The organism is Streptomyces sp. NPDC046821 (assembly GCF_040645335.1).
Taxonomy (GTDB): domain Bacteria; phylum Actinomycetota; class Actinomycetes; order Streptomycetales; family Streptomycetaceae; genus Streptomyces.
The window spans coordinates 294,426-318,207 of the sequence record NZ_JBEYYB010000003.1 but is presented as its reverse complement, the minus strand read 5'-3'; the positions used below and the strand labels follow the sequence as shown (position 1 = coordinate 318,207).

Below are 23,782 nucleotides of genomic sequence, written 5' to 3'. Positions count from 1 at the left end.
CCCGACCAGGGGCGGGCCGCGGGTCCCTGAACCCTCTTACCCCTTTCACACCGTTGACCGCAGGGGTGTCTGTCATGGAACGGCGTCCATCGGGCAGGGCACCCAGGGTCAATGCACCGCGAAGGGCGCGAGGGGAACGATGGACAGCCGGCACGGACCGGGCGGGCGGGGCGCACGCGACCCGTACTTCGACAACGCCAAATACCTGACGATCGTGCTCGTGGCGTGCGGCCACGCGTGGGAGCCACTGACCTACGGGAGCCGCACCGTCACGGCGGTCTATCTCGGCGTGTACGCGTTCCACATGCCCGCGTTCGCCATCATCTCCGGCTATTTCTCGCGGAGTTTCGACATGGCGCCGGGCCGCCTGCGGCGACTCGTCGGCGGTGTCGTCGTGCCGTACGTCGTGTTCGAGATCGCGTACACGCTGTTCTACCGGTGGGCGCAGGACGATCCGGGGTATCCGATCAGCCTGCTCGATCCCTGGTATCTGATGTGGTTCCTGGTCGCGCTGTTCATCTGGCGGCTCACCACTCCGCTGTGGCTGCAGCTGCGTCATCCGGTTCCGGTCGCCCTGACGATCGCGGCGCTGATGTCGATGGCGCCGGAGGCCGGCGGGGATCTGGCGCTGCAACGGGTCGTGGGTTTTCTGCCGTTCTTCGTGCTCGGCCTGACGCTGCGGCCCGAGCACTTCGAGCGGCTACGGACGCGAAGGGCCCGGCTGTGGGCGCTGCCCGTGCTGGCCGTGACGCTGGCGGGCGCGTACTGGGTCGCGCCGTGGTTCGACGCGGGCTGGTTCTACCGCCGCAGCAGCGTCACGAGTCTGGGCGCTCCCGCATGGGCCGGACTGTTCACGACTCCAGCCCTGTTCGCGCTCGCGGTCGTCCTCAGCGCCTGCTTCCTGGCCTGGGTGCCGGGCCGCACGACGTGGTTCTCGGCACTCGGCTCGGGGACGCTGTACGCGTATCTGCTGCACGGCTTCCTGATCAAGTCGTCGCGTTTCTGGGGCTGGTACGACCACCCGTGGCTGCACACGCCGGCGGGTGAACTGGCCGTGACGCTCACGGCAGTTGGAGTCATCACGCTGCTGTGTACGTCTCCGGTGCGGCGCGTGTTCCGCTTCGTGGTGGAGCCGAACATCCCGTGGGCGTTCCGCCGTACGGAGCCGGGGCCGAAGGCTGAACCCGGCGCCGCTCGGTTTCCTGCGCGTCGGTGACCTCACCTGCGCCGGCGGCTGATCGCGTGCGCCGACGACAGCAGGGCGTGCATACGCTCGTTGAGCTGCGTCAGGTCGTCGGCGGGCGTGTGGAACGTGAGGCGTACGTCGGCCTGGCCACGGACGCGTTCGAGCCGGAGGGTGAGCCCGTGCCGGTCGACGGCCAGGGGCTGGACGCGTACGACGCCCTGGAGGCTGTCGGCGTCGACGAGGCGGGTGAGCTGTTCGACGGCCTCGGGGTGGGAGTCGGCGAGGTGGGTGAGCAGGCGGGACTCGGCCGCGGTGAGCGGATCGGGCGCGGCCAGGGCGAGTTCGTCGAGCGGGATGCCGGTGTGTCCGGTACGCGTCCACAGCACGGCGCGCTCCGGCCTGAGCACGAACTCGTCACCGTCGGGCACGAGGGTCCCGGAGATCCAGAGGCGTGCGCGGATCCGGTCCCTGACCGGGACGGGTGCAGCGTCCGCGAATTCGACGAGCGCGGTCGGCTCGCCGTGCGGCGCGCAGAGCACGGCGGCGGACAGGACGCCGTCGTCCGGGGGCAGGATCCGTATCTCGCCCTCGTCGGTGACGCGGTGGGATCCGACGAGGTCCTCCCGCCCGACGTCCGTCGTCACCTCGCACGACCAGGCGGTGGCCAGCACGGATCGCGCGCGTGCCGCCGTGGTGGGCAGGGCGGTACTGATCTGTCGGACACCCATCCGAACCTCCTTAGGTAAGCCTTGCCTAACTTATAGGAGATTGCCGGAGCGCACCAGTACCCGCAGGTCAGTGACGGTGAAGCGGCCCACTCCACGCGATCGGGCGGCGAATATGCCATACGCCCACGCGGGGCGGCCCGGAGCGGCATCATGCCGCCATGGACGGTACTGCCCCTCTGCGGGACCTCTTCACGCCCGACGAGTACGACGCGGTCCTCTCGCACGCGGACCACCTGGGAGTGACGGTGATCGAGTACGTACGACAGACGGCCGCTGAACGCGCCCTGGAACGACTGCACTTGGCCCAGGCCATCGAGATGCAGGACCTCCGGCTCGGCAAGCTGTCGATACCGCACGTCGAGCGCGGACGCTACGGCGAGGGGCCGCCCGCGCTGCGGCGGTTCCTGGAGACGTTGACGCATCCGGCAGAGAGCGAGAACTGACCCCGGACCACGCGGTTGCTTGGCGATCAAGCAGGCGGGGAATGGGGCTCGTTGCCGGGGCGCACCCCTCGCTCCCGGCAACGGAAGGAGTGATGGTCATGCGTGCGACACAGCGCGCCGACCGGCGGCCCGCACGCGTGGAGTACCTTCTGCCGCACGGCTCGGGCTCGGCTTTCTGGGCCCGTCGGCTCACCCGGGCGTTCCTCGCGGGACGCAGCGCCGACGCCACGTACGACGCGATGCTCGTCGTCTCCGAGCTGGTCGCCAACGCCGCCCGGATCAAGGACAGTCACTGCCGCTTCAGCCTGTGCCTGAACGCGGACGAACTGACGGTCTCGGTCCACGACGACAGCCCGCGCCTGCCGTCCCTCACTCCGCCGCCGGTCCCCCTGTACGCCGAGTCGGGCCGCGGCATCTCTCTGGTGCACGCCCTGTCCCGCGACCTGACGATCGTCGCAGGCCCGCACGGCGGCAAGACGGTACGGGCGGTACTGGCCCAGCCCTGACGCCAGGTCCATGTACGGATCGATGGGCCGGGCGGCAGAGCACAATGCCCGCCGCCCGGCCCGGCTCACGGCTCAGTGGCCGCGCGCGATCCACTCCTCGAGATGGGGCGCCTCGGCCCCGATGGTGGTGCTGTCACCGTGTCCCGTACGGACGACGGTCTCCGCCGGCAGCGTGAGCAGCCGTTCCCGGATCGACTCGACGATGGTCGGGAAGTCGCTGAACGTCCGCCCGGTCGCCCCGGGACCGCCCGCGAAGAGCGTGTCACCGGTGAAGACCGTGCCGAGCGCCGGAGCGTGCAGGCTGACCGCGCCGTGGCAGTGCCCCGGCGTGTGAAGCACCGTCAACTCGACGCCTGCCACGGTCAGTTGCTGCCCGTCGGCCAGTTCGCCGTCGGGCGCGCGGTCCGGGTGCCTGCGCTTCCACAGCTCCGTGTCGGCCGGGTGCAGCAGGATCGGCGCCCCGGTGCGCTCGGCGAGCGCGGGCGCCGCGTCGATGTGGTCGTCGTGCGCGTGGGTGCACACGATGGCGACGAGCCGCCGGTCCCCCAGCGCCTCCGCGATCGCGTCGGCGTCGTGCGCGGCGTCGATCACGACGGCCTCGCTGTCGTCCCCGACGATCCACACGTTGTTGTCGACGTCCCACGTGCCCCCGTCGAGGGAGAACGTGCCGGACGTGACGAGGTGTTCGATGCGCGCGCCCGCCATCAGAAGACCACCACCGAGCGCAGCACGTCGCCGGTGTGCATCCGGTCGAACGCCTTCTCCACGTCCTCCAGCGCGATCGTCTCGGTCACGAACGCGTCGAGGTCGAGGCGTCCCTGACGGTAGAGGTCGATCAGCATCGGGAAGTCACGTGCGGGCAGGCAGTCGCCGTACCAGGACGACTTGAGCGCGCCGCCGCGCCCGAACAGGTCGATCAGGGGCAGTTCGAGCTGCATCTCGGGCGTGGGCACGCCGACGAGGACGGCGGTGCCGGCGTGGTCGCGGGCGTAGAAGGCCTGCTTGAAGGTCTCCGGGCGGCCGACCGCGTCGATGACGACGTCGGCGCCGAAGCCGCCGGTCAGCTCGCGCACGGCCTCGACGGCGTCCGTGGCACGGGAGTTGACGGTGTGCGTGGCGCCGAGCTCCTTGGCCGTCGCCAGCTTCTTGTCGTCGATGTCGATCGCGATGATCTTGGCGGCACCGGCCAGGTGGGCACCGGTGACGGCAGCGGCGCCGACACCGCCGCAGCCGATGACGGCGACGGAGTCACCACGGCCGACGTTGCCGGTGTTGATCGCGGCACCGAGGCCGGCCATGACACCGCAGCCGAGCAGGCCCGCCGCGGCAGGCGACGCCTCCGGGTCGACCTTGGTGCACTGCCCGGCCGCGACAAGGGTCTTCTCCGCGAAGGCGCCGATACCGAGCGCCGGGGAGAGCTCAGTGCCGTCGAGCAGCGTCATCTTCTGCTTGGCGTTGTGCGTGTCGAAACAGTACTGGGGGCGCCCGCGCAGACAGGAGCGGCACTGGCCGCACACCGCACGCCAGTTGAGGATGACGAAGTCGCCCGGGGCGACCTCGGTGACCCCGTCGCCGACCGACTCGACAACACCGGCGGCCTCGTGCCCGAGCAGGAACGGGAACCCGTCGTTGATGCCGCCCTCCCGGTAGTGCAGGTCGGTGTGGCACACCCCGCACGCCTGGACCTTGACCACGGCCTCCCCGGGACCGGGGTCCGGCACGACGATCGTCTCGATCTGCACCGGCTCACCCTTGGCCCGCGCGATCACGCCTCTCACCTGCTGCGCCATGACGATCAGTCCTCCACTCACTCGTTACGTCGTTCGCGGCCATCTTCACAGATGAGTGCGCTTTCCGGGACCTAGGGTGACCAGGTGTGCGAACTCGCGGCCAAAGCGCTGCTTCCCGTCAATGCGGCGCTGGCCGTGGCCCTGTTCGTTCTGCTCGTGGTCGCCGCCGGGACGGCTGCCGTGTTCCGGCTCTCGCCGGACGAGTCGTTCGGGCGGGCGCGCGAGATCTGCGTGGCGGGTGTGCGGGCCGCCGTCCAGCTCGGGGTGGTGTCCCTGGTGATCGGCTGGGTGGTCCACTACACGACCGCCCTGCTGGGATTCCTGCTGGTCATGTTCTCGGTGGCCGTGCGGACCGCGGGGCGCCGCATCACGCAGAACGGGACGTGGGTGTGGGCGGCGCTGCCGGTGGCGGGCCCGGTCGTCCCGCTGGTGGCCGGTCTGGTCGCCACGGGGCTGCTGCCGTTCAAGGGGATCTCCCTGATCCCGGTGACCGGCATCCTGATCGGCGGCGCGCTGACGGCCACTGTCCTCGGCGGGCGCCGGGCCCTCGACGAACTGACCTCACGCAAGGGCGAGGTCGAGGCCGCCCTCGCGCTCGGCTTCCTGGACCGCGACGCCCGCCTCGAAGTGGCCCGGCCCGCCGCGTCCGACGCCCTGCTCCCCGGGCTCGACCAGACCCGCACGGTCGGCCTGGTCACGCTGCCCGGCGCGTTCGTCGGAATGCTCCTCGGCGGCGCGTCCCCGGTCATGGCGGGCGCGGTCCAGCTCTTCGTCCTGATCGCGCTCATGGCGGTGCAGGCGATCTCGGTGGCGATATCGGTCGAACTGATCGCCCGCGGCCGGTTGCACCGCGATCCCCGGCCCGCCTCGTCCCCTCGCCACGACAGGCCCTAGCATCCGAACATGTCTGTCTACGAGAACATCGAACTCTCCGCCCTCCAGGGCGGCCCCGCGAACCTCTCCCAGTACGAGGGCAAGGCCGTCCTCCTCGTCAACGTGGCCTCGAAGTGCGGGCTCACCCCGCAGTACGCGGCCCTGGAGAAGCTCCAGTCCGACTACGCCGACCGCGGCTTCACCGTCCTCGGCGTCCCCTGCAACCAGTTCATGGGCCAGGAGCCCGGCACCGCCGAGGAGATCGCCGAGTTCTGCTCCGCGACGTACGGCGTCACGTTCCCGATGACCGAGAAGATCGAGGTCAACGGCGAGGGCCGGCATCCGCTGTACGAGCGTCTCGTCGGCACGGCGGACGCCGAGGGCCACGACGGCGACATCCGCTGGAACTTCGAGAAGTTCGTCCTCTCCCCCAAGGGTGAGGTCGTCGCCCGCTTCTCGCCGCAGGTCGTGCCGGACGCTCCCGAGCTGGTCGCGGTGATCGAGGCGCAGCTCCCGCAGTAACAGTCACTTCCGGACGCGCGCGCCCGGCCGCGCTCTCGCGCCGGGCTCCCGCGTCCTCGACAATGGCTGCGATGACGCCCGAAACCGCCGAGTCCGTCCCAGGAATCCGGCTGTCCTCGAACAGGGGCCGCTGGATCCTCGCGTGTGTCGTCCTGGCCTCCGGGATGGCGATGCTCGACGGCACGGTGGTCAACGTCGCCCTGCCGAGAATCGGGCGGGACCTCGGCGCCTCGCTGTCGACCCTGCAGTGGGTCGTGAACGCCTACATGCTGACGCTGTCCGCGCTGCTCCTGTGGGGCGGCGCGCTCGGCGACCGGATCGGGCGGCGGCGCACCCTCGTCCTCGGCGTGGCCGGCTTCGCGGCGGCCTCGGCCCTCTGCGGCCTCGCCCCCAACCAAGGGGTTCTGATCGCCGCCCGCGCGCTGCAAGGTGTCGGCGGCGCGATGCTGACGCCCGGTTCCCTGGCCCTCGTACGGTCCTCGTTCCATCCGGACGACCAGTCGCGTGCCGTGGGCGCCTGGTCGGGGCTGACCGGTGTGGCGGGGGCTCTGGGGCCGTTCCTCGGCGGGTATCTGATCGACGGGCCCGGCTGGCGGTGGATCTTCCTGATCAATGTGCCGCTGGCGGTCGTCGTCGTGCTGATCGCGCTGCGGCACGTCCCGGAGAGCCGTGAGGCGGAGCTCGCGGGCACCCGCTTCGACATGGTGGGGGCCGTGCTCGCCGCCCTGTGTCTGGCGGGGGTGAGTTACGCGCTCATCGGGTCGTCCGGCGGCGCGTCCTTCGTGTCTACGGTGCTGCCCGCCGTCCTCGGGGTGGGGGCGGGCGTCGCGTTCGTCGCCGTGGAACAGCGGCGCGCCGAGCCGATGCTCCCGCTGTCCCTCTTCCGTTCACGCCTGTTCAGCGCGACCAACGCGATGACGCTGTGCCTGTACGCGGGGATCGGCGGCATCCTGTTCCTGCTGCCGGTGCAGCTCCAGATCGCGCTCGGCTTCAGCGCGTTCCAGGCGGGTGTGGCGACGCTGCCGATCACCGCCCTGATGCTGCTCCTGTCCCCGCGCGCGGGCGATCTCGCCCGCCGCGTGGGCCCGACGCCGCCCCTGGTGGCCGGACCTGTGATCGCGGCGGCGGGCGTGCTCCTGATGCTGCGGATCTCCCCCGGCTCGTCGTACGCGGCCGACGTGCTGCCCGCCGTGGCGGTGCTCGGCCTCGGCATGAGCGTGTTCGTCGCGCCGCTGACGGCCACGGTCCTGGCGTCGGTCGAACCGGGCCGCGCCGGGCTCGCCAGCGGCGTCAACAACACGGCGGCCCGTGTCGCGCAGCTCCTCGTGGTGGCGGCGCTGCCGCTGGCCGTCGGCCTGTCAGGCGACGCGTACCGGCACCCTAGTTCGGTCAACACCTCGTTCCACCGGGCGGCGCTCGGCTGTGCCCTGCTGTTCGCGCTGGGGGCGGCGACGGCCATCGTGTTCATCCGCCCGGCCGCCGTACGCCCGCGGCTGCACAAGGCGCCGAAGCCGCAGTGCCGCTCGCATCTGGGCGTGGCCGCCCCCGCGCTGGAGCCCGCCCCGGACGAACGGCAACGCGAGGACGACAGGCCCTAGACGGCCTTGAAGGGTCAGCCCACGGCGGCGAGCACGGGGGCCTCCGTGTGGCGGCCGAGGGCGGCGGAGAACTGGTCGACGACGCGTTCCAGCGCCTCCGCCGAGCCAGGTGCGACCGTCACGCTGCCGTCGCGGCCGACGGTGATGTCCTTGTCGAGGGTGAACCAGCCCTGAACGATGTGGCCGGCGCCCATGGAGTTCAGGACGGGGCGCAGGGCGTAGTCGAGGGCGAGGACGTGTGCGGTGGAGCCGCCGGTGGCGAGCGGGAGCACGGTCTTCCCGTCGAGTCCGTACTGCGGCATCAGGTCGAGCAGCGCCTTGAGCAGCCCGGAGTACGCGGCCTTGTAGACGGGCGTCGCGACGATCACGCCGTCGGCCCGGGCCAGGAGCCGGGTGGCCTCGACGATCGCCGGGTGGGTGAAATCGGCGCCGAGGAGCGCGTCGGCGGGCAGCGTGCGGACGTCGAGGGCCAGGACGTGGTGGCCCTGCGCTTCGAGGCGCGCGTCGAGCGTGCGCAGGAGCCGTGCCGTACGGGAGGTGACGGACGGGCTTCCGGAAATGGACAGAACGGTGGCCATGGCGGACCCTTCAGGGCGGAATTCGGCACGCCGGAATGGAGAATTTCGGGCAGCGCGAATTCACGGAGTGGCGGTGCGGGAATCCGGGCGGGAGGAAATCCGTCCGGCGGAATGACGTCGGCAGCGTGGGCCGCGGCAAGGTAGGCGGCTCCGGCGCCGGGGCGCGAGGGGCACGTCAGCGCGTACGACGAACGTCAGAGTGCGCGACGAACGTCAGAGTGCGCGACGAACGTCAGCGTGCGCGACAACAGAACGCGCTGGAGACGCGTGCGAGGTCGACATGGCGTCGCCGCGTGAGGTCCAGTCCCGTGTTCATGCCAGCGATCCAAGCAGGGGCGGGGCGGGCCGGTCAAGAATTCCGTGGAAGGGTCTCGCATAGCGGAACAGAATTGCCGGGAAGTAGCGGCGCCTCGGACGGAAATCCCGGGGGACAGTGGCGCCTCGGGCGGAAATCCCGCGCCGCACACAGAAATTCCGGCGCGAATTCGCCACCTCGACCGGGCTGCGAATCGCGGCGCAACCGGCGCATTCGTGTGCGCCGCCCCAGGGCCCGGTGCACGATGGCTCCATGCTGTTCTCCCGGCTGGCGCAGGTGTCCCAGGAGGTCGCGGCGGCCTCGGCCAGGTCGCGTAAGACCGCGCTGCTCGCGGAACTCTTCCGGGCCGCGGAGCCGGACGACGTACCGATCGTCATCCCCTACCTGGCGGGGCGGCTGCCCCAGGGACGGCTCGGTGTCGGATGGCGGGCGCTGAGCGAGCGCGTCGCACCGGCCACGGAACCCCGGCTCACCGTCCAGGACGTCGACGCCTCGCTCACCGCTCTCGGCAAGGTCTCCGGAACGGGCTCGCAGGCCGAACGCGCCCGGCTCGTCGGGGAGTTGATGGGTGCGGCGACCGAGGACGAGCAGCGGTTCCTGTTCGGGCTGCTCACCGGCGAGGTCCGGCAGGGTGCGCTCGACGCGGTGGCGCTCGAAGGTCTCGCTCACGCGACCGGCGCCCCGGCGACGGACGTGCGGCGCGCGGTGATGCTGGCGGGTTCGCTCCAGGTGGTGGCGCAGGCCCTGCTGGCCGACGGTCCGGACGCGCTGGGCCGATTCCGGCTGACCGTCGGACGCCCGGTGTTCCCGATGCTGGCGCACACCGCGGCCTCCCCCGGCGAGGCGGTGGACAAGCTCGGGGCGTGCGCGGTGGAGGAGAAGCTGGACGGCATCCGGGTCCAGGTGCACCGCGACGGCGACACCGTACGGGTCTACACGCGCACGCTCGACGACATCACCGACCGGCTGCCCGAGGTCACGGCCGCGGCGGCCGGGTTCGACGCGGACCGGTTCATCCTCGACGGGGAGGTCATCGCGCTGGACGGGGAGGGACGGCCACGTCCGTTCCAGGAGATCGCGGGGCGCGTGGGGTCGCGGGTGGACGTGGTGGCGGCCGCCGGGGCCGTCCCGGTGACGCCCGTGTTCTTCGACGCCCTGTACGCGGACGGGGACGAGCTGCTCGACCTGCCGCTCGTCGAACGCCACGCGCGTCTGGCGCGGCTGGTGCCGGAGGCCCTGCGGGTGCGCCGGGTCGTCGTACCGGGCGGGGAGGGCGAGGCGGGCCGCGCGGGCGCCGACGCGTTCTTCGCCGAGACGCTGCGCCGGGGCCACGAGGGCGTCGTCGTGAAGGCGCTCGACGCTCCGTACAGCGCTGGACGGCGGGGTGCGTCCTGGCTGAAGGTGAAGCCCGTACACACGCTTGACCTGGTGGTTCTCGCGGCGGAGTGGGGGCATGGGCGGCGTACGGGGAAGCTGTCGAACCTGCATCTCGGGGCGCGGCGGGCGGACGGGTCGTTCGCGATGCTGGGCAAGACGTTCAAGGGGCTCACGGACGCGCTGCTGACGTGGCAGACCGAGCGGCTGCGGGAGCTGGCCGTCAGCGACGACGGGTATGTCGTCACGGTGCGGCCCGAGTTGGTGGTGGAGATCGCGTACGACGGTCTGCAGAGGTCGACCCGCTATCCGGCCGGCGTCACCCTCCGGTTCGCGCGGGTCGTGCGGTATCGCGAGGACAAGACGGCCGGGCAGGCGGACACGGTCGAGACGGTCCTCGCGGCGCACCCGACGGCCTGATCCCCGGCGATCGCACAGGGTCACACCGGCTAGACCATTTCTTTGCCAAATATTGATGCCTATAAGGTGGCAACCGGCGCCCGGAAGATGCAGGCGCCACGTATCACCCAGGATCAACCACGGACAAGGGGAGAGCTGTGGCCGCTTCACGTCTGAGCCGTACGCCACTGCCGGGGATCGGCTTCCGGTACGACCTGACCACCCGCGACCATCGTCAGGTGTCGGTGGTCGCGCACCGCGACGGCGGGCGCACCCTGAGCGCCTACCGGGCCGACGACCCGGACGCCTGCGACCTGTCGCTGAAGCTGACCTCCGGCGAGGCGGAGGCGTTGATCGACGCGCTGATGCCGTCCCACCACAGCCCGAACCTGCTGCACACCACCGACCTGGGCCTGGTCGCCGAGCGCGTCGAGATCCACGCGACCTCGTACTGGAACGGCCGGCTGCTCGGCGAGACGCAGCTGCGGACCGAGACCGGCGCCTCCATCGTGGCCGTCCTGCGGCGGGCCGAGGCGATACCGTCACCCACTCCCGACTTCCGCCTCGCCGGCGGGGACACCGTGATCGTCATCGGCACCCGCGAGGGTGTGGAAGCGGCCGCGACGATACTCGGTCGGGAGTGATCGGATGCACTCCGCTGTGTTCCTCATCGAGTTCGGGGCGATCATCCTGGCGCTCGGCCTGCTCGGCCGGCTGGCCGGACGGCTCCGGTTCTCGCCCATCCCCCTCTATCTGCTCGCGGGGCTCGCGTTCGGCGAAGGCGGGTTGCTCCCGCTGGGCGCGAGCGAGGAGTTCGTGGCCATCGGCGCCGAGATCGGCGTCATCCTCCTGCTGCTGATGCTGGGCCTGGAGTACACGGCCAGCGATCTCGTCAGCAACCTCAAGACCCAGTACCCGGCGGGCCTCGTCGACTGCGCGTTCAACGCGCTGCCCGGCGCCGCCGCCGCGCTCCTCATGGGCTGGGGCCCGGTGGCCGCCGTCGTCCTCGCGGGCGTCACCTGGATCTCGTCGTCGGGCGTGATCGCCAAGGTCCTCGGCGACCTCGGTCGCGTCGGCAACCGGGAGACCCCGGTGATCCTCAGCATCCTGGTCCTCGAAGACCTCGCGATGGCGGTGTACCTGCCGATCATCACGGCCCTGCTCGCCGGTGTCGGCTGGGCCGCGGGCGGTCTCACGCTGGCCATCGCGCTCGGGGCTGCGGGCCTCGTCCTGTTCCTCGCCGTGCGCTACGGGCGGCTCATCTCCCGGTTCGTATCCAACGACGACCCGGAGAAGCTGCTCCTGGTCGTGCTCGGCCTGACGATCCTGGTCGCCGGGATCGCACAGCAGCTCCAGGTGTCGGCCGCGGTCGGCGCGTTCCTGGTCGGCATCGCCCTGTCCGGCGAGGTCGCCGAGGGCGCGCACACGCTGCTGCTGCCGTTGCGCGACCTGTTCGCCGCCGTGTTCTTCGTCTTCTTCGGCCTGCACACCGACCCGGCGAGCATCCCCCCGGTCCTGCTGCCGGCGCTCGCCCTCGCGGTCGTCACGGCCTGCACGAAGATCGCGACCGGCTACTGGGCGGCTCGGCGCGCGAAGATCTCCGTCAAGGGACGGTGGCGCGCGGGCGGCGCCCTCGTGGCCCGCGGCGAGTTCTCGATCGTCATCGCGGGCCTCGCGGTGACGGCCGGCATCGAGCCGCGCCTCGGCCCGCTGGCCACGGCGTACGTCCTGATCCTCGTCGTCCTCGGCCCGCTGACGGCACGCTTCACCGAACCCACCGCGCTGTGGGTCTCCCGCTGGCTGCGTCGCGGCGACGCGCAGGCCGCGCCGACGGGCACGGTGCCCTCGCCGCGGGAGGCGCACGAGGTGGAGGCGTCCGGCACGTCCGAGCGGGCGTCGAACCCGGCGCCGTAGTCCTTCACCACCCCGCCCGGACACCGGCTTTGTGGTCACCGCCCCGCCCGGACACCGACCTTCGTGGTCACCACCCGGCCCGGACACCGACCTTCGTGATCGCCACCCGGCCCGGACACCGACCTTCGTGATCGCCACCCGGCCCGGACACCGACCTTCGTGATCGCCACCCGGCCCGGACACCGACCTTCGCGGTCGCCGTCCGGGCCGGGCACGTGCTCGGAGGGTCGCGCGCAGGGCGCCGTCTCCGTGCCCCGCGCCGACACTGGTCCCGTGACCTACAAGAAGCGCAGTGCGGGACTGCTCCTGTTCCGGCGCGCGCCCGAGGGCGTGGAGGTGCTGCTCGGGCACATGGGCGGCCCCTTCTGGACGCGCCGGGAGGCCGGCGCGTGGACCGTGCCGAAGGGTGAGTACGAGGACGGCGAGGGGCCGTGGGAGGCGGCGCGCCGGGAGTTCCGGGAGGAGCTGGGGCTCGCGCCGCCCGACGGAGTCCCGGTGCCGCTCGGCAGCGTCGTGCAGTCCGGTGGCAAGCACGTCACCGTGTGGGCCGTGGAGAGCGACCTCGATCCGGCGGACGTCGTGCCCGGCACGTTCACCATGGAGTGGCCACGCGGCTCGGGGCGTACGGCGGAGTTCCCCGAACTCGACCGGGTGGCGTGGCTCGGGCTCGACGCGGCGCGCTCCGTCATGGTCAAGGCCCAGACCGTCTTCCTCGACCGGCTCGCCGAGCACGTCTGACGTACGCGGCGTCGGTCACCCGGTCCACGCCGCGTTGCGGGGCGGCACGGGGCGCGGGAAGGTCGAAGCACCGCGCAGAGGAAAGGTCACCCCCCATGCCCATCGCGACGGTCAACCCGGCGAACGGCGAGACGATCAGGGTCTACGATGCCCTGCCCGACGACGAGATCGAGCGCAGGCTCGCCCTCGCCGCCGAGACGTTCCGCACGTACCGCACCACGACGTTCTTCGAACGGGCCCGGCTGCTCCAGGCCGCCGCCGACCTGCTCGACGCGGACCGTGACGACATCGCTCGCGTCATGACGACCGAGATGGGCAAGCCCCTCATGGCGGCCCGCGCCGAGGCCGCGAAGTGCGCGAAGGCGATGCGCTGGTACGCGGAGCACGCGGCGGAACTGCTCTCCGACGAGCACCCCGCCGCGCCGGACGTCGAGGACTCCGGCGCCGCGAGCGTCCACGTCCGCTACCGGCCGCTGGGCGTCGTCCTCGCCGTGATGCCGTGGAACTTCCCGCTCTGGCAGGTCGTACGGTTCGCCGCGCCGGCCCTGATGGCGGGCAACGTGGGCCTGCTCAAGCACGCGTCGAACGTGCCGCAGACCGCTCTCTACCTGGAGGACCTGTTCCGCCGGGCCGGGTTCCCGGAGGGCTGCTTCCAGACACTGCTCGTCGGTTCGCGGGCGGTCGAGGGCATCCTGCGGGACCGGCGGGTGGCGGCGGCGACGCTGACGGGCAGCGAGCCGGCGGGGCGTTCCGTCGGGGCGATCGCGAGCGACGAGGTCAAGAAGACCGTCCTCGAACTGGGCGGCAGCGACCCGTACGTCGTGATGCCGTCGGCCGACGTGGCGAAGGCCGCGCAGGTCGCGGTGACGGCGCGTACGCAGAACAACGGGCAGTCGTGTATCGCGGCGAAACGCTTCATCGTGCACACGGACGTCTACGACGAGTTCACCCGGCTGTTCGTCTCCGGGATGCGGGACCTGAAGGTCGGCGACCCGATGGACGAGAACACCCAGGTGGGACCGCTGGCGAGCGAGCAGGGCCGCACGGACCTGGAGGAACTCGTCGACGACGCGGTGGAGTCCGGGGCCACGGTCCTGTGCGGCGGCCGGCGACCCGAGGCGTACGCGAAGGCCGGCTGGTTCTACGAGCCGACCGTCATCACCGACATCACTCAGGACATGCGCATCCACCTGGAGGAGACCTTCGGCCCGGTCGCCACGCTGTACCGGGTGAGTGATCTGGACGAGGCCGTGGCGCTCGCCAACGACACACCGTTCGGGCTGAGTTCCAACGTATGGACGCACGACACGGCGGAGATCGACCGGTTCGCCCGCGACATCGAGGCGGGCGGCGTGTATGTGAACGGCATGACGGCCTCGCACCCGGCGTTCCCGTTCGGCGGAGCGAAGCGCTCCGGGTACGGGCGTGAGCTGGCGGCCCACGGAATCCGCGAGTTCTGCAACATCACGACGGTGTGGGTGGGGGCGTAACGCCTGGCGGCGGGCGCGTGTATTGGGCGGGCCCCCGCACGAGAGTTGACGAGGGCCGTAATCGGTCGCTACGCGCGCGTGGAGCACGTGTTCCTGTCAGCCGCGCGCAGCCAGCAGGTGATTCATCGCCAGCTGGTCAAGCCGCTCGAACCCCATCCCCCGCGCCGCGGCCCCTTCCACGTCGAACGTCTCGAAAGCCCCCTCGTCGGCCAGCAGCTCGGCCAGGCCGCCGGCGGCGGTCGGCTGGGCCAGCTCGTCAAGGCGGGACGCCCGCAGCGCCTCCCGCACCTCCGGGTCGGCCCGGAACGCGGCGGCCCGCTCGCGCAGGATCAGATAGTTACGCATACAGCCCTCCGCCGACGCCCACACCCCCGCATAATCCTCGGTACGCGGCGGCTTGAAGTCGAAGTGACGCGGCCCCTCGTAACCGGCGCTCTCCAGCAGATCCACGAGCCAGAACGCGGAGCGCAGATCGCCCGCGCCGAAGCGCAGATCCTGGTCGTACTTGACGCCGGTCTGGCCGTTGAGGTCGATGTGGAACAGCTTGCCGGCCCACAGCGCCTGCGCGATGCCGTGCGGGAAGTTCAGGCCGGCCATCTGTTCGTGCCCCACCTCGGGGTTCACCCCGTAGAGCTCGGGCCGCTCCAGACGCTCGATGAACGCGAGGGCGTGGCCCACGGTGGGCAGGAGGATGTCGCCGCGCGGCTCGTTCGGCTTCGGCTCGATCGCGAACCGCAGGTCGTAGCCCTGCCCGACCACGTACTCCCCGAGCAGGTCGAAGGCTTCCTTCATGCGGTCGAGCGCGGCGCGTACGTCCTTTGCGGCGCCCGACTCGGCGCCTTCGCGGCCGCCCCAGGCGACGTAGGTCCGCGCGCCGAGTTCGGCGGCGAGGTCGATGTTGCGGATGGTCTTGCGCAGCGCGTACCGGCGTACGTCACGGTCGTTCGCGGTGAACGCGCCGTCCTTGAAGACGGGATGTGTGAAGAGGTTCGTCGTGGCCATCGGGACGATGAGGCCGGTGTCGTCGAGGGCCCGCCGGAAGCGTTTGACGTGGGATGCGCGCTCGGCGTCGGAGGATCCGAACGGGATCAGGTCGTCGTCGTGGAACGTCACTCCGTAGGCGCCGAGGTCGGCGAGGCGTCGCACGGACTCGACGGGGTCGAGCGCGGCCCGGGTGGCGTCACCGAACGGGTCGCGCCCCTGCCAGCCGACGGTCCACAGGCCGAAGCTGAACTTGTCGTCAGGGGTGGGCCGGTACGTCATGTCGCGTCTCCCTCGCCGTTCACGTCGAGCACGTCGGCTATTTCGTCATGTCGATTGACAAATTAGTGGGCGGGCGTGCCACTGGGAAGGAACATCGCAGGAAGGCGTGTTTCGGGAACGTGCTTCGGGAACGGGAGAGCCGGATGTCATCAGCCGAGGGGCCACTCGTCGTCGGGGTGGACAGCTCGACGCAGTCGACCAAGGTCCTGGTCGTCGACGTCGCGACGGGCGCGGTGGTGGCGAGCGGGCAGGCGCCTCATACGGTCAGCACGGGCCAAGGCCGTGAGAGCGACCCCGAGCAGTGGTGGACGGCCCTGTGCGAGGCGCTGCGGCAGTGCGGTGACGCGGCCGGGCGTGCCTCGGCCGTGTCGGTCGGCGGTCAGCAGCACGGCCTGGTCACCCTGGACGCGCGGGGGCGCCCGGTGCGGCCCGCGCTGCTCTGGAACGACGTGCGTTCGGCGCCCCAGGCGCGGCGCCTCGTGGACGAGTTGGGCGGTGGGAAAGTGTGGGCCGACCGGATGGGCAGCGTGCCGGGAGCCTCGTTCACCGTGGCCAAGTGGGCGTGGCTGACCGAGCACGAACCGGACGCCGCCCGCGCCACCGCCGCCGTACGCCTGCCGCACGACTACCTCACGCAACGCCTGACCGGCGACGGCACGACGGACCGGGGCGACGCGTCCGGCACGGGGTGGTGGGCATCTGCCACAGAGGCGTACGACGAGGACGTCCTCGCGCGCGTGGGGCTCGATCCGGCGCTGCTCCCCCGGGTCGTTCGCCCGGGAGAGGTGGCGGGCACGGTTCAGGTTTCGGGTCAACTCCCTTTCATTGATGGCACATTGGTAGCTTCTGGTACCGGTGACAACGCGGCCGCCGCCCTCGGGCTCGGGCTCCGGCCCGGCACCCCGGTCCTCAGCCTCGGCACGTCCGGCACGGTGTACGCCGTGTCGCGGCGCCGCCCCGCCGACCCGACCGGCACCGTCGCCGGTTTCGCCGACGCGCGCGGCGACTGGCTCCCGCTCGCGTGCACCCTGAACTGCACCCAGGCCGTAGACCGGCTGGCCGCGCTGCTCCACCTCGACCGCGAGGCCGTGGAACCCGGCGGCGACGTCACGCTGCTGCCCTACCTGGACGGCGAGCGCACGCCCGACCTGCCGCACGCCTCAGGGGTGTTGCACGGGCTGCGGCACGACACCTCGGGAGGGCAGTTGTTGCAGGCCGCGTACGACGGGGCCGTGCACGCGCTGCTGGGCGCGCTGGACCTCGTACTCGATGCCGACGCCGATCCGTCGGTGCCGCTGTTGCTCATCGGGGGCGGGGCGCGGGGCGGGGCCTGGCAGGAGACGGTGCGGCGGCTCTCGGGGCGGGCCGTGCAGGTGCCCGAGGCGCGTGAGCTGGTCGCGCTGGGTGCGGCGGCTCAGGCGGCGGGGCTGCTGACCGGGGAGGATCCGGCGGCGGTCGCGCGCCGCTGGGGCACGGCTCGGGGAGCGGTCCTCGCTCCCGTTGAGCGGGACTCGGCGGCGCTGGCGCGGATCTCCGGGGTACTCTCCGACGCGGCCCCGCTCCTGAACAGGGGCCCGCGCTGACGACCCGGCCGGCCGAGCACTCCTGGACGGCCGAAGGCCCCGTACGTGGGCCCTAACCTCATGGGAGCGTCCGGAGGCATGACCGCACCGCTGTACGAGGCCCGGCCCGGCACACCCGACACCCAGCAATGTATGCGGAGGCGCAACCTCTCCCGGGTCATGCACTCCGTAGCCGCCGAGGGCCCCCTGTCACGAGCTGCCGTCGCGCGGCACATCGGCCTCACCCGAGCAGCGGTCTCGACGCTCGTCGACGAGCTGATCCGGTTGGGCCTGATCGAGGAACTCGGCCCGCAGCGGCCCGGCCGGGTGGGGCGCCCCGGCTCGGCGCTCGTCGCCAGCCGACGCGGCCCCGCGGGGGTCGGGGCCGAGGTGGGCGTCGACCATCTCGCGGCGTGCGTGGTCGACCTGAGCGGGGAGATACGCGCGCGTGCCGAGGTCCGTGTCGCCAATCGCGGCCGCGAGCCCGGCCCCGTACTCGGTGAACTCGCGGTCCTGATCCGGCAGGTGACCGACCAGGCCGAGCAAGAAGGCCTGCGCCCCTCGGGCCTCGCCGTCGCGGTGCCCGGCCTCGTGGCACGCGACACGCACACGGTGGTCCGAGCGTCCAACCTCGACTGGCACGACACCGACATCTCGGCCCTCCTGCCGACCGATCTCCCGCTGACCGTCGACAACGAGGCGAACTTCGGTGCCCTCGCCGAACTCTGGCTCGGCAACGACACCCCCGCGGACTTCCTGCACGTCTCCGCCGAGATCGGCATCGGAGCGGCGCTCGTCGTCGACGGGAGGCTGCTGCGGGGCACACGCGGTTTCGCGGGCGAGCTGGGCCACGTACCGGTACGTCCGGAGGGGCCCGTGTGCCCGTGCGGTGGCCGTGGTTGCGTGGAGCAGTACGCGGGCGAGGAGGCGGTGCTGCGCGCGGCGGGCATCGGCCCTGGGGAGGACCGGGTGGGGCTGCTCGCGGAGCGCGCGGCCGAGGGCGACAAGGACGTACGACGCGCGCTGCGGGGCGCCGGATCGGCATTGGGCGTCGCACTGACGGGGGCGGTGAATCTCCTCGATCCGCGGGCGGTCGTGCTCGGCGGCGCCCTTTCACGCCTCGCGCCGTGGCTTCTGCCCACGCTGGAACGGGAGTTGAAACGCCGGACGGCTACGCCGGCGGACGGGGTGATGGTGTCCCGACTGGGCCCGGACGGGCCGCTGTTGGGGGCGGCGCATTCTGCGGTGCGGGCGGTTCTGGATGATCCGGTGGGGGTGGGTGGGTAGGGGGTTCGGTGACCCCGTCGGCCGGGGGAAGCCTGACGCGTACACCACCCTCTGTGATGCTTCCGTGCCGATAGGTGTCGGCACGCTTGTCCGGTCGCGGCGCGGGGGTCACGATGTCCCCACAGCGATGCGCCGCCGCATCGCCCGCCGGGGAGGCCGAATTGACCGATCCATGGGTGGCCCTGGAGCCGGGCACCGATCCGTCCGAGCGGGTACGGATCCTGCGCCGCGCCCACGAGACGTTCACCGCCGGGGGGACCGTGTCCCGGCCGGTGCGTTCCGTGGTGGCCGACTCCTGGCGGCGCTCCGCCGGAGCGCGCGTCAGCCCGGACGCGTCGGCGTCGGTCGAGCTCAGTGACGGCGACCTGGGAACGTACCGCTCGGAGCATCCGCTCGCCCGGGTGATGCCGCTGTTCCGTGAGCTCATGGGCACGTTCGCGCAGGACGGCCAGCATCTTCTCGCGGTGTGCGACGCGCACGGCAGGCTGCTGTGGGTCGAGGGCGACGCGACGACGCGGCGGCTGGCCGACCGGATGAACTTCGTACCGGGCGCCCGCTGGTCGGAAACGGCGATGGGGACGAACGCGCCGGGCACAGCCGTGGCCGTCGACCGTCCCGTCCAGGTGTTCGCCGCCGAGCACTTCATCCGCGAGGTCCAGCCATGGACGTGCGCGGCGGCCCCCGTGCACGACCCGCGTTCGGGACGGCTCCTCGGCGCCGTCGACATCACGGGCGGCGACGGACTCGCCCACCCGCACAGCCTGGCGTTCGTGCAGGCGGTGGCCCGCGCGGCGGAGTCACAGCTCGCGCTCCTCGCACCGCCCCCGTCCGAGACGGACAGCCTCCGGCTCACGGCCCTCGGCCGCGACGAGGCACTCCTCGTCACCTGCGCCGGACGCAAGATCCGCCTCAGCCGCCGCCACAGCGAGATCCTCGTCCTCCTGGCCCGCCACCCCGAGGGCCTGACCGGCGACGAGTTGCTGTGCGCGCTGTACGAGGACGAGTCGGTGACCCCGGTGACGCTGCGGGCCGAACTGGCGCGCCTGCGCCGGGTGTTGGGCCCGGACGTCCTCAGCTCACGCCCGTACCGCCTGACCGCGCCCGTCGAGACGGACTTCGGCACGGTCGAGCGGCGCCTGGGGTCGGGCGCGGTGACGGCGGCGGCGTCGGCGTTCGGCGGGCCGCTGCTGCCGGGCTCGCAGGCCCCGGCCGTCGTACGGGTGCGGCGCAGGCTCAGCGACGAGATGCGGGCCGCGCTCATCGCGCGGGGCGACCCGGACCTGCTCGCGGACTGGGCGCACGCGCCGTGGGGCGAGGAGGATCTGGACGTGTGGCGGACCCTGGCCACGCTGCGTCCGACGCCGCCCGTGCTGGCGCGCCTGCGCGAGCTCGACGCGGAGCAGGCCGCGCCGGGCACCCCGTCGGCGTACGCAACGTACCTGCAACGTCCCCGCCCATAGCCTCCGAGCGAAAGCCGCCCGAGGACGGGCGGCCCACATCGGGAGGCCAGCCAAGATGACCCTTTACGCAGCGCCCGGCACCAACGGCTCCGTCGTCTCCTACCAGGCCCGCTACGACCACTTCATCGGTGGTGAGTACGTGCCGCCGGCGCTCGGCCAGTACTTCGAGAACCCGAGCCCGGTGAACGGGCGGCCGTTCACGGAGATCGCCCGGGGCACCGAAGCGGACGTGGAGCGCGCCCTCGACGCGGCCCACGCCGCGGCACCGGCCTGGGGCCGTACGTCGCCCACCGCGCGCGCCGACATCCTCCTGAAGATCGCCGACCGGATGGAGGCCAACCTCGAGAAGCTGGCCGTCGCCGAGACCTGGGAGAACGGCAAGCCGGTCCGCGAGACGCTCGCCGCCGACATCCCGCTCGCCATCGACCACTTCCGCTACTTCGCGGGCGCGCTGCGCGCCCAAGAAGGCTCGCTCAGCGAGATCGACGACGACACGATCGCGTACCACTTCCACGAGCCGCTCGGTGTGGTGGCGCAGATCATCCCGTGGAACTTCCCGATCCTGATGGCGACTTGGAAGCTCGCGCCGGCGCTCGCGGCGGGCAACGCGGTCGTCCTCAAGCCGGCCGAGCAGACCCCGGCGTCGATCCACTACTGGCTGAGCCTGGTCGCCGACCTGATCCCGGCGGGCGTCGTCAACATCGTCAACGGCTTCGGCGTCGAGGCAGGCAAGCCGCTCGCGTCCAGCGCGCGCGTCGCGAAGGTGGCGTTCACCGGCGAGACGACGACGGGCCGGCTGATCATGCAGTACGCGTCCGAGAACATCAAGCCGGTCACGCTCGAACTGGGCGGCAAGTCGCCCAACATCTTCTTCGACGACGTGTGGGCGAAGGACGACGACTTCCGCGACAAGGCGCTCGAAGGCTTCACGATGTTCGCGCTGAACCAGGGCGAGGTGTGTACCTGCCCGTCCCGCGCGCTCATCCAGCAGGGCCACTACAGCGAGTTCCTCGAAGCGGCCGTCGCCCGCACGGAGGCCATCAAGGCGGGCAACCCGCTCGACACGGACACGATGATCGGCGCGCAGGCGTCCAACGACCAGCTCCAGAAGATCCTCTCCTACCTGGACATCGGCCAGCAGGAGGGCGCGAAGGTCCTGACCGGCGGCCAGCGCATCGAGTACGACGGTGAACTCGCGGGCGGCTACTACGTCCAGCCCACGATCTTCGAGGGCAACAACCGGATGCGCATCTTCCAGGAGGAGATCTTCGGCCCGGTCGTCTCGGTCGCGTCCTTCGACGACTACGACGACGCCATCAAGATCGCCAACGACACCCTGTACGGCCTCGGCGCGGGCGTCTGGACCCGCGACATCAACACGGCCTACCGAGCGGGCCGCTCGATCCAGGCCGGCCGAGTCTGGACCAACTGCTACCACGCCTACCCCGCCCACGCGGCCTTCGGCGGCTACAAGCAGTCGGGCATCGGCCGCGAGAACCACAAGATGATGCTGGAGCACTACCAGCAGACGAAGAACCTTCTGGTTTCCTACAGCCCGAAGAAGCTTGGGTTCTTCTAGAGCCTCAAGTTGGGTGCCTGGAGGGACCTTTACCCGTCCAGGCACCCACAGGGCGCAGCCACTATCCGTGACCGCTCAGCAACTTTCCGGACCCGTTCACTATGAAGCTGCGCCCGTCCCGGACCAGCCACGGACCAGGTGGGGCGCTGCGGTGACCTACTCGGCGCCGAAGATCGAGTTCTTCCAGGGCCCGGAGTCGGGTTGCCCGGAGCCAGGCCAGCCGCCACCCGCCCCAGGTCCGCACACGCGCCCACCGAACACGGCTCAAGTCCCGGTAGCTGCGGAGCTAACCTGAGACTTGCCGGATCGAACGAAGACGCGCGGGTCAGACCATCTCCTGCAGACGCCTCCTCATCTCGCGGACCTGCAGGAAGCCACCCGTGGCCGCGTCACATCATCCTCGGTGGCCGCGAGGCGGTCGCCCTGACCTTGGAGGAACACGAGCAACTCATCGCGAGCCGACGCCAGTTCGGCGGCCAGAGCGCAAAGGTGCGCGCGCTGGCCCGGCAGGCCAAGCGGACCGAGCGCCTGCTGCGATCACGTGTCCGCTGCCCTCCGCTGTCAGGTCGAGCCACCGGGCCACACGGGCACACACAGGCCGGGGCGCGGCAGCGCCCAGGCCCGAAGCTGCGCGCCACACCTGTGCGCGTTGCTGCCCGGACATGGGCATGTCGACCTCCCCCTCGGTCGCTACCGGTGCAGGAAACGAGCCTGTCATGCCCCAGTATGCTCAACTGTCTGCATTAAGGCGGCTGATTCGCCTGTTCTCCAGGTCTGGTCTGCATTCTCCGTACGGACGGAAGAACAGCCGGGGCGAGGGACGGCTGCGGTCGTGAACAGTCGGTGGTGGCAGCAGGACATCGAGTTAGAGTTCGACCGAGGGAAGTCCGCTCGGTCCGTGCGACCTGCGGTAAGGACCGAACAGCGCAGTTGCCGCGAGGAGGATCCGGATGCTGCAGGCGCTGGGACTGGGGCCGACCGAGGAGGCCGTCTACACGGCACTGATGGCCCGGCCGACGGCCTCCGCGCAGGAACTCGCCCGGGAGGCCGGACTCGTGGCGGCCGAGACCGTCCATGTCCTGGCGGGCCTGGAGACACGAGGGTTGGTGTCGGTCGCCACCGAAGCCGACAGGGGGGCACCTGACTCAGCCGACGGCAGGGCTGCCCTTCAGTCCGTCCGCTACCGGCTCACACCACCCTCAGTGGCCCTGGCCCCGTTCCTGGTCGAGCAGCGCAATGCGCTGCACCAGGCCGAGAGCGCGTTCTCGATTCTCATCGAGCAGTACCGCAGCAGCGCCGTACAGTCCGCAGGCGGTGTCGTGGAGGTGGTGGTCGGCGTGGAGCAAGTCGCTCACCGATTCCATCAGTTGGAGCGCGGAGCCCAGCGGGAGCTGCTCCTCTTCCTCGTCGGCGAGCCCGTCGCGGTGGCGCGCGAGGACGCGGACATGTCGGAGAGTGTCGCACTGGATCGCGGAGTCGACTTCCGGGTGGTGGCGGCCAAGGACTACCTCGACGGTCCCGATGTGGCGAGGGATGTACGCGCGGCCATCACGGCAGGACTCGAGCTCCGCCTGGTCGACTCTCTGCCGCTGAAGATGGTCATCTCGGACCGGGAACGCGCCATGGTGCCACTGGACATGGCGGACTCGGATGGCGAGCCGAGCGCGATCGTGGTGCACCGCAGTGGTCTGCTGACGGCCCTGGTCCATCTCTTCGAGAAGGAATGGGCCCAGGCCCGGCCGCTGCACACCACCGCTACGGGTGTGTCTGCGGAGCCGACAGCCGACGAGCAGCCGACCACGGGGGAACTGGAAGTCCTGGCCCTGCTGCTGGCGGGCTTCTCCGACCGGCGGGCGGCGTCTCAACTCGGCGTCTCCATACGCACGGTGGAGCGCAGGACACGTCGTCTGATGGACCTCGCCGGAGCGGACTCGCGTCTGCAACTCGGATGGCACGCCTCACGTGCGGGCTGGCTCTGACCTCCTCGGTCCGAGGGACGAGGAATCCGCGTCCGTCGGTGGCCGTCCCGCGAGAGACGCTGCCGATGGTCTTCCAGTCCTCAACGAGCCCGTCTGTCAAGTGATGTGACTGCATGACGGAGATCCGTCATGCAGGAAATCCGCCACGCCTGACATCCCCACGTCGTCCGCATGTCTGACAGGCTGCAGCCCCAACA

General features: G+C 71.3%; 22 protein-coding genes. 16 read left to right on the top strand and 6 right to left on the bottom strand.

What is annotated here, in order from left to right:
• Positions 1 to 139: 139 nt before the first annotated feature.
• Positions 140 to 1,216 carry an acyltransferase family protein gene (locus ABZ893_RS08000; RefSeq protein ID WP_361398566.1) on the top strand — a complete coding sequence of 359 codons (1,077 nt, stop codon included), beginning with the start codon at positions 140 to 142 and terminating at the stop codon, positions 1,214 to 1,216.
• 2 nt (positions 1,217 to 1,218) lie between these two features.
• Here ABZ893_RS08000 and ABZ893_RS07995 read toward each other — a convergent pair whose 3' ends face one another.
• The gene (locus tag ABZ893_RS07995; protein ID WP_361398563.1) at positions 1,219 to 1,914 is read right to left on the bottom strand and encodes a DUF2470 domain-containing protein; all 696 of its coding nucleotides are present in this window, start codon (positions 1,912 to 1,914) and stop codon (positions 1,219 to 1,221) included.
• A gap of 158 nt (positions 1,915 to 2,072) precedes the next feature.
• Here ABZ893_RS07995 and ABZ893_RS07990 point away from each other — a divergent pair, with 158 nt between their 5' ends.
• Together ABZ893_RS07990 and ABZ893_RS07985 are read left to right on the top strand one after the other, a co-directional pair.
• Positions 2,073 to 2,357 carry a hypothetical protein gene (locus ABZ893_RS07990; protein WP_361398560.1) on the top strand — a complete coding sequence of 95 codons (285 nt, stop codon included), beginning with the start codon at positions 2,073 to 2,075 and terminating at the stop codon, positions 2,355 to 2,357.
• Positions 2,358 to 2,455: 98 nt separating this feature from the next.
• Positions 2,456 to 2,863: an ATP-binding protein gene (locus ABZ893_RS07985; protein ID WP_361398557.1), complete on the top strand. Its 408-nt coding sequence runs from the start codon at positions 2,456 to 2,458 to the stop codon at positions 2,861 to 2,863.
• Between the two features lie 72 nt (positions 2,864 to 2,935).
• On the opposite strand, the gene ABZ893_RS07980 is transcribed toward ABZ893_RS07985, so the two are convergent.
• Both ABZ893_RS07980 and ABZ893_RS07975 read right to left on the bottom strand, forming a co-directional pair.
• A complete protein-coding gene (locus ABZ893_RS07980) occupies positions 2,936 to 3,568 on the bottom strand; it encodes an MBL fold metallo-hydrolase (protein ID WP_361398554.1) in 633 nt (210 codons plus the stop codon).
• Entirely contained in the window at positions 3,568 to 4,653 is a 1,086-nt protein-coding gene (locus ABZ893_RS07975; RefSeq protein WP_361398552.1) for an S-(hydroxymethyl)mycothiol dehydrogenase, read from the bottom strand. Before ABZ893_RS07975 ends, ABZ893_RS07980 begins: the two co-directional genes overlap by 1 nt.
• An 84-nt stretch (positions 4,654 to 4,737) precedes the next feature.
• On the opposite strand from ABZ893_RS07975, the gene ABZ893_RS07970 reads away from it, so the two are divergent.
• The 3 genes from ABZ893_RS07970 (at position 4,738) to ABZ893_RS07960 (ending at position 7,646) form a co-directional block, all read left to right on the top strand.
• Positions 4,738 to 5,547: an ABC transporter permease gene (locus tag ABZ893_RS07970; RefSeq protein ID WP_361398549.1), complete on the top strand. Its 810-nt coding sequence runs from the start codon at positions 4,738 to 4,740 to the stop codon at positions 5,545 to 5,547.
• Between the two features lie 9 nt (positions 5,548 to 5,556).
• Complete coding sequence (locus tag ABZ893_RS07965; RefSeq protein ID WP_361398546.1) at positions 5,557 to 6,048, top strand: glutathione peroxidase; 492 nt, start codon at positions 5,557 to 5,559, stop codon at positions 6,046 to 6,048.
• 71 nt (positions 6,049 to 6,119) lie between these two features.
• Complete coding sequence (locus tag ABZ893_RS07960; protein ID WP_361398543.1) at positions 6,120 to 7,646, top strand: MFS transporter; 1,527 nt, start codon at positions 6,120 to 6,122, stop codon at positions 7,644 to 7,646.
• Between the two features lie 14 nt (positions 7,647 to 7,660).
• Here ABZ893_RS07960 and ssuE read toward each other — a convergent pair whose 3' ends face one another.
• The gene (gene ssuE, locus ABZ893_RS07955; RefSeq protein ID WP_361398540.1) at positions 7,661 to 8,224 is read right to left on the bottom strand and encodes an NADPH-dependent FMN reductase; all 564 of its coding nucleotides are present in this window, start codon (positions 8,222 to 8,224) and stop codon (positions 7,661 to 7,663) included.
• Between the two features lie 232 nt (positions 8,225 to 8,456).
• The gene (locus ABZ893_RS07950; protein ID WP_361399006.1) at positions 8,457 to 8,540 is read right to left on the bottom strand and encodes a putative leader peptide; all 84 of its coding nucleotides are present in this window, start codon (positions 8,538 to 8,540) and stop codon (positions 8,457 to 8,459) included.
• Positions 8,541 to 8,792: 252 nt separating this feature from the next.
• On the opposite strand from ABZ893_RS07950, the gene ABZ893_RS07945 reads away from it, so the two are divergent.
• From ABZ893_RS07945 to ABZ893_RS07925, 5 genes are all read left to right on the top strand, one after another.
• Complete coding sequence (locus tag ABZ893_RS07945; RefSeq protein ID WP_361398538.1) at positions 8,793 to 10,334, top strand: ATP-dependent DNA ligase; 1,542 nt, start codon at positions 8,793 to 8,795, stop codon at positions 10,332 to 10,334.
• Between the two features lie 137 nt (positions 10,335 to 10,471).
• Positions 10,472 to 10,957, top strand: coding sequence for a TrkA C-terminal domain-containing protein (locus ABZ893_RS07940; RefSeq protein ID WP_361398535.1), 486 nt, complete (start codon positions 10,472 to 10,474; stop codon positions 10,955 to 10,957).
• A 4-nt stretch (positions 10,958 to 10,961) separates the two neighbouring features.
• Positions 10,962 to 12,227: a cation:proton antiporter gene (locus ABZ893_RS07935; RefSeq protein ID WP_361398532.1), complete on the top strand. Its 1,266-nt coding sequence runs from the start codon at positions 10,962 to 10,964 to the stop codon at positions 12,225 to 12,227.
• 273 nt (positions 12,228 to 12,500) lie between these two features.
• Entirely contained in the window at positions 12,501 to 12,965 is a 465-nt protein-coding gene (locus ABZ893_RS07930; RefSeq protein WP_361398529.1) for an NUDIX domain-containing protein, read from the top strand.
• 95 nt (positions 12,966 to 13,060) lie between these two features.
• Positions 13,061 to 14,455 carry an NADP-dependent succinic semialdehyde dehydrogenase gene (locus ABZ893_RS07925; protein WP_361398526.1) on the top strand — a complete coding sequence of 465 codons (1,395 nt, stop codon included), beginning with the start codon at positions 13,061 to 13,063 and terminating at the stop codon, positions 14,453 to 14,455.
• A 96-nt stretch (positions 14,456 to 14,551) separates the two neighbouring features.
• On the opposite strand, the gene xylA is transcribed toward ABZ893_RS07925, so the two are convergent.
• The gene (gene xylA / locus ABZ893_RS07920) at positions 14,552 to 15,718 is read right to left on the bottom strand and encodes a xylose isomerase (protein WP_361398523.1); all 1,167 of its coding nucleotides are present in this window, start codon (positions 15,716 to 15,718) and stop codon (positions 14,552 to 14,554) included.
• 143 nt (positions 15,719 to 15,861) lie between these two features.
• On the opposite strand from xylA, the gene xylB reads away from it, so the two are divergent.
• The 5 genes from xylB (at position 15,862) to ABZ893_RS07895 (ending at position 23,585) form a co-directional block, all read left to right on the top strand.
• Complete coding sequence (gene xylB, locus ABZ893_RS07915; RefSeq protein ID WP_361398520.1) at positions 15,862 to 17,301, top strand: xylulokinase; 1,440 nt, start codon at positions 15,862 to 15,864, stop codon at positions 17,299 to 17,301.
• A 78-nt stretch (positions 17,302 to 17,379) separates the two neighbouring features.
• The gene (locus ABZ893_RS07910; protein ID WP_361398517.1) at positions 17,380 to 18,567 is read left to right on the top strand and encodes an ROK family transcriptional regulator; all 1,188 of its coding nucleotides are present in this window, start codon (positions 17,380 to 17,382) and stop codon (positions 18,565 to 18,567) included.
• 161 nt (positions 18,568 to 18,728) lie between these two features.
• Positions 18,729 to 20,027 carry a GAF domain-containing protein gene (locus tag ABZ893_RS07905; protein ID WP_361398514.1) on the top strand — a complete coding sequence of 433 codons (1,299 nt, stop codon included), beginning with the start codon at positions 18,729 to 18,731 and terminating at the stop codon, positions 20,025 to 20,027.
• 55 nt (positions 20,028 to 20,082) lie between these two features.
• Positions 20,083 to 21,606 (top strand): aldehyde dehydrogenase family protein, encoded by a 1,524-nt coding sequence (locus ABZ893_RS07900; RefSeq protein WP_361398511.1) that lies wholly within the window; start codon positions 20,083 to 20,085, stop codon positions 21,604 to 21,606.
• Positions 21,607 to 22,556: 950 nt separating this feature from the next.
• Positions 22,557 to 23,585: a helix-turn-helix domain-containing protein gene (locus ABZ893_RS07895; RefSeq protein WP_361398509.1), complete on the top strand. Its 1,029-nt coding sequence runs from the start codon at positions 22,557 to 22,559 to the stop codon at positions 23,583 to 23,585.
• Positions 23,586 to 23,782: the final 197 nt, after the last annotated feature.

Bases quoted from the DNA above. Each gene is read 5' to 3' on its own strand.
- ABZ893_RS08000 (WP_361398566.1), top strand. From the start codon at position 140: ATGGACAGCCGGCACGGACCGGGCGGGCGGGGCGCACGCGACCCGTAC.
- ABZ893_RS07995 (WP_361398563.1), bottom strand. From the start codon at position 1,914: ATGGGTGTCCGACAGATCAGTACCGCCCTGCCCACCACGGCGGCACGC.
- ABZ893_RS07990 (WP_361398560.1), top strand. From the start codon at position 2,073: ATGGACGGTACTGCCCCTCTGCGGGACCTCTTCACGCCCGACGAGTAC.
- ABZ893_RS07985 (WP_361398557.1), top strand. From the start codon at position 2,456: ATGCGTGCGACACAGCGCGCCGACCGGCGGCCCGCACGCGTGGAGTAC.
- ABZ893_RS07980 (WP_361398554.1), bottom strand. From the start codon at position 3,568: ATGGCGGGCGCGCGCATCGAACACCTCGTCACGTCCGGCACGTTCTCC.
- ABZ893_RS07975 (WP_361398552.1), bottom strand. From the start codon at position 4,653: ATGGCGCAGCAGGTGAGAGGCGTGATCGCGCGGGCCAAGGGTGAGCCG.
- ABZ893_RS07965 (WP_361398546.1), top strand. From the start codon at position 5,557: ATGTCTGTCTACGAGAACATCGAACTCTCCGCCCTCCAGGGCGGCCCC.
- ABZ893_RS07960 (WP_361398543.1), top strand. From the start codon at position 6,120: ATGACGCCCGAAACCGCCGAGTCCGTCCCAGGAATCCGGCTGTCCTCG.
- ssuE (WP_361398540.1), bottom strand. From the start codon at position 8,224: ATGGCCACCGTTCTGTCCATTTCCGGAAGCCCGTCCGTCACCTCCCGT.
- ABZ893_RS07950 (WP_361399006.1), bottom strand. From the start codon at position 8,540: ATGAACACGGGACTGGACCTCACGCGGCGACGCCATGTCGACCTCGCA.
- ABZ893_RS07945 (WP_361398538.1), top strand. From the start codon at position 8,793: ATGCTGTTCTCCCGGCTGGCGCAGGTGTCCCAGGAGGTCGCGGCGGCC.
- ABZ893_RS07935 (WP_361398532.1), top strand. From the start codon at position 10,962: ATGCACTCCGCTGTGTTCCTCATCGAGTTCGGGGCGATCATCCTGGCG.
- ABZ893_RS07925 (WP_361398526.1), top strand. From the start codon at position 13,061: ATGCCCATCGCGACGGTCAACCCGGCGAACGGCGAGACGATCAGGGTC.
- xylA (WP_361398523.1), bottom strand. From the start codon at position 15,718: ATGACGTACCGGCCCACCCCTGACGACAAGTTCAGCTTCGGCCTGTGG.
- xylB (WP_361398520.1), top strand. From the start codon at position 15,862: ATGTCATCAGCCGAGGGGCCACTCGTCGTCGGGGTGGACAGCTCGACG.
- ABZ893_RS07910 (WP_361398517.1), top strand. From the start codon at position 17,380: ATGACCGCACCGCTGTACGAGGCCCGGCCCGGCACACCCGACACCCAG.
- ABZ893_RS07900 (WP_361398511.1), top strand. From the start codon at position 20,083: ATGACCCTTTACGCAGCGCCCGGCACCAACGGCTCCGTCGTCTCCTAC.
- ABZ893_RS07895 (WP_361398509.1), top strand. From the start codon at position 22,557: ATGCTGCAGGCGCTGGGACTGGGGCCGACCGAGGAGGCCGTCTACACG.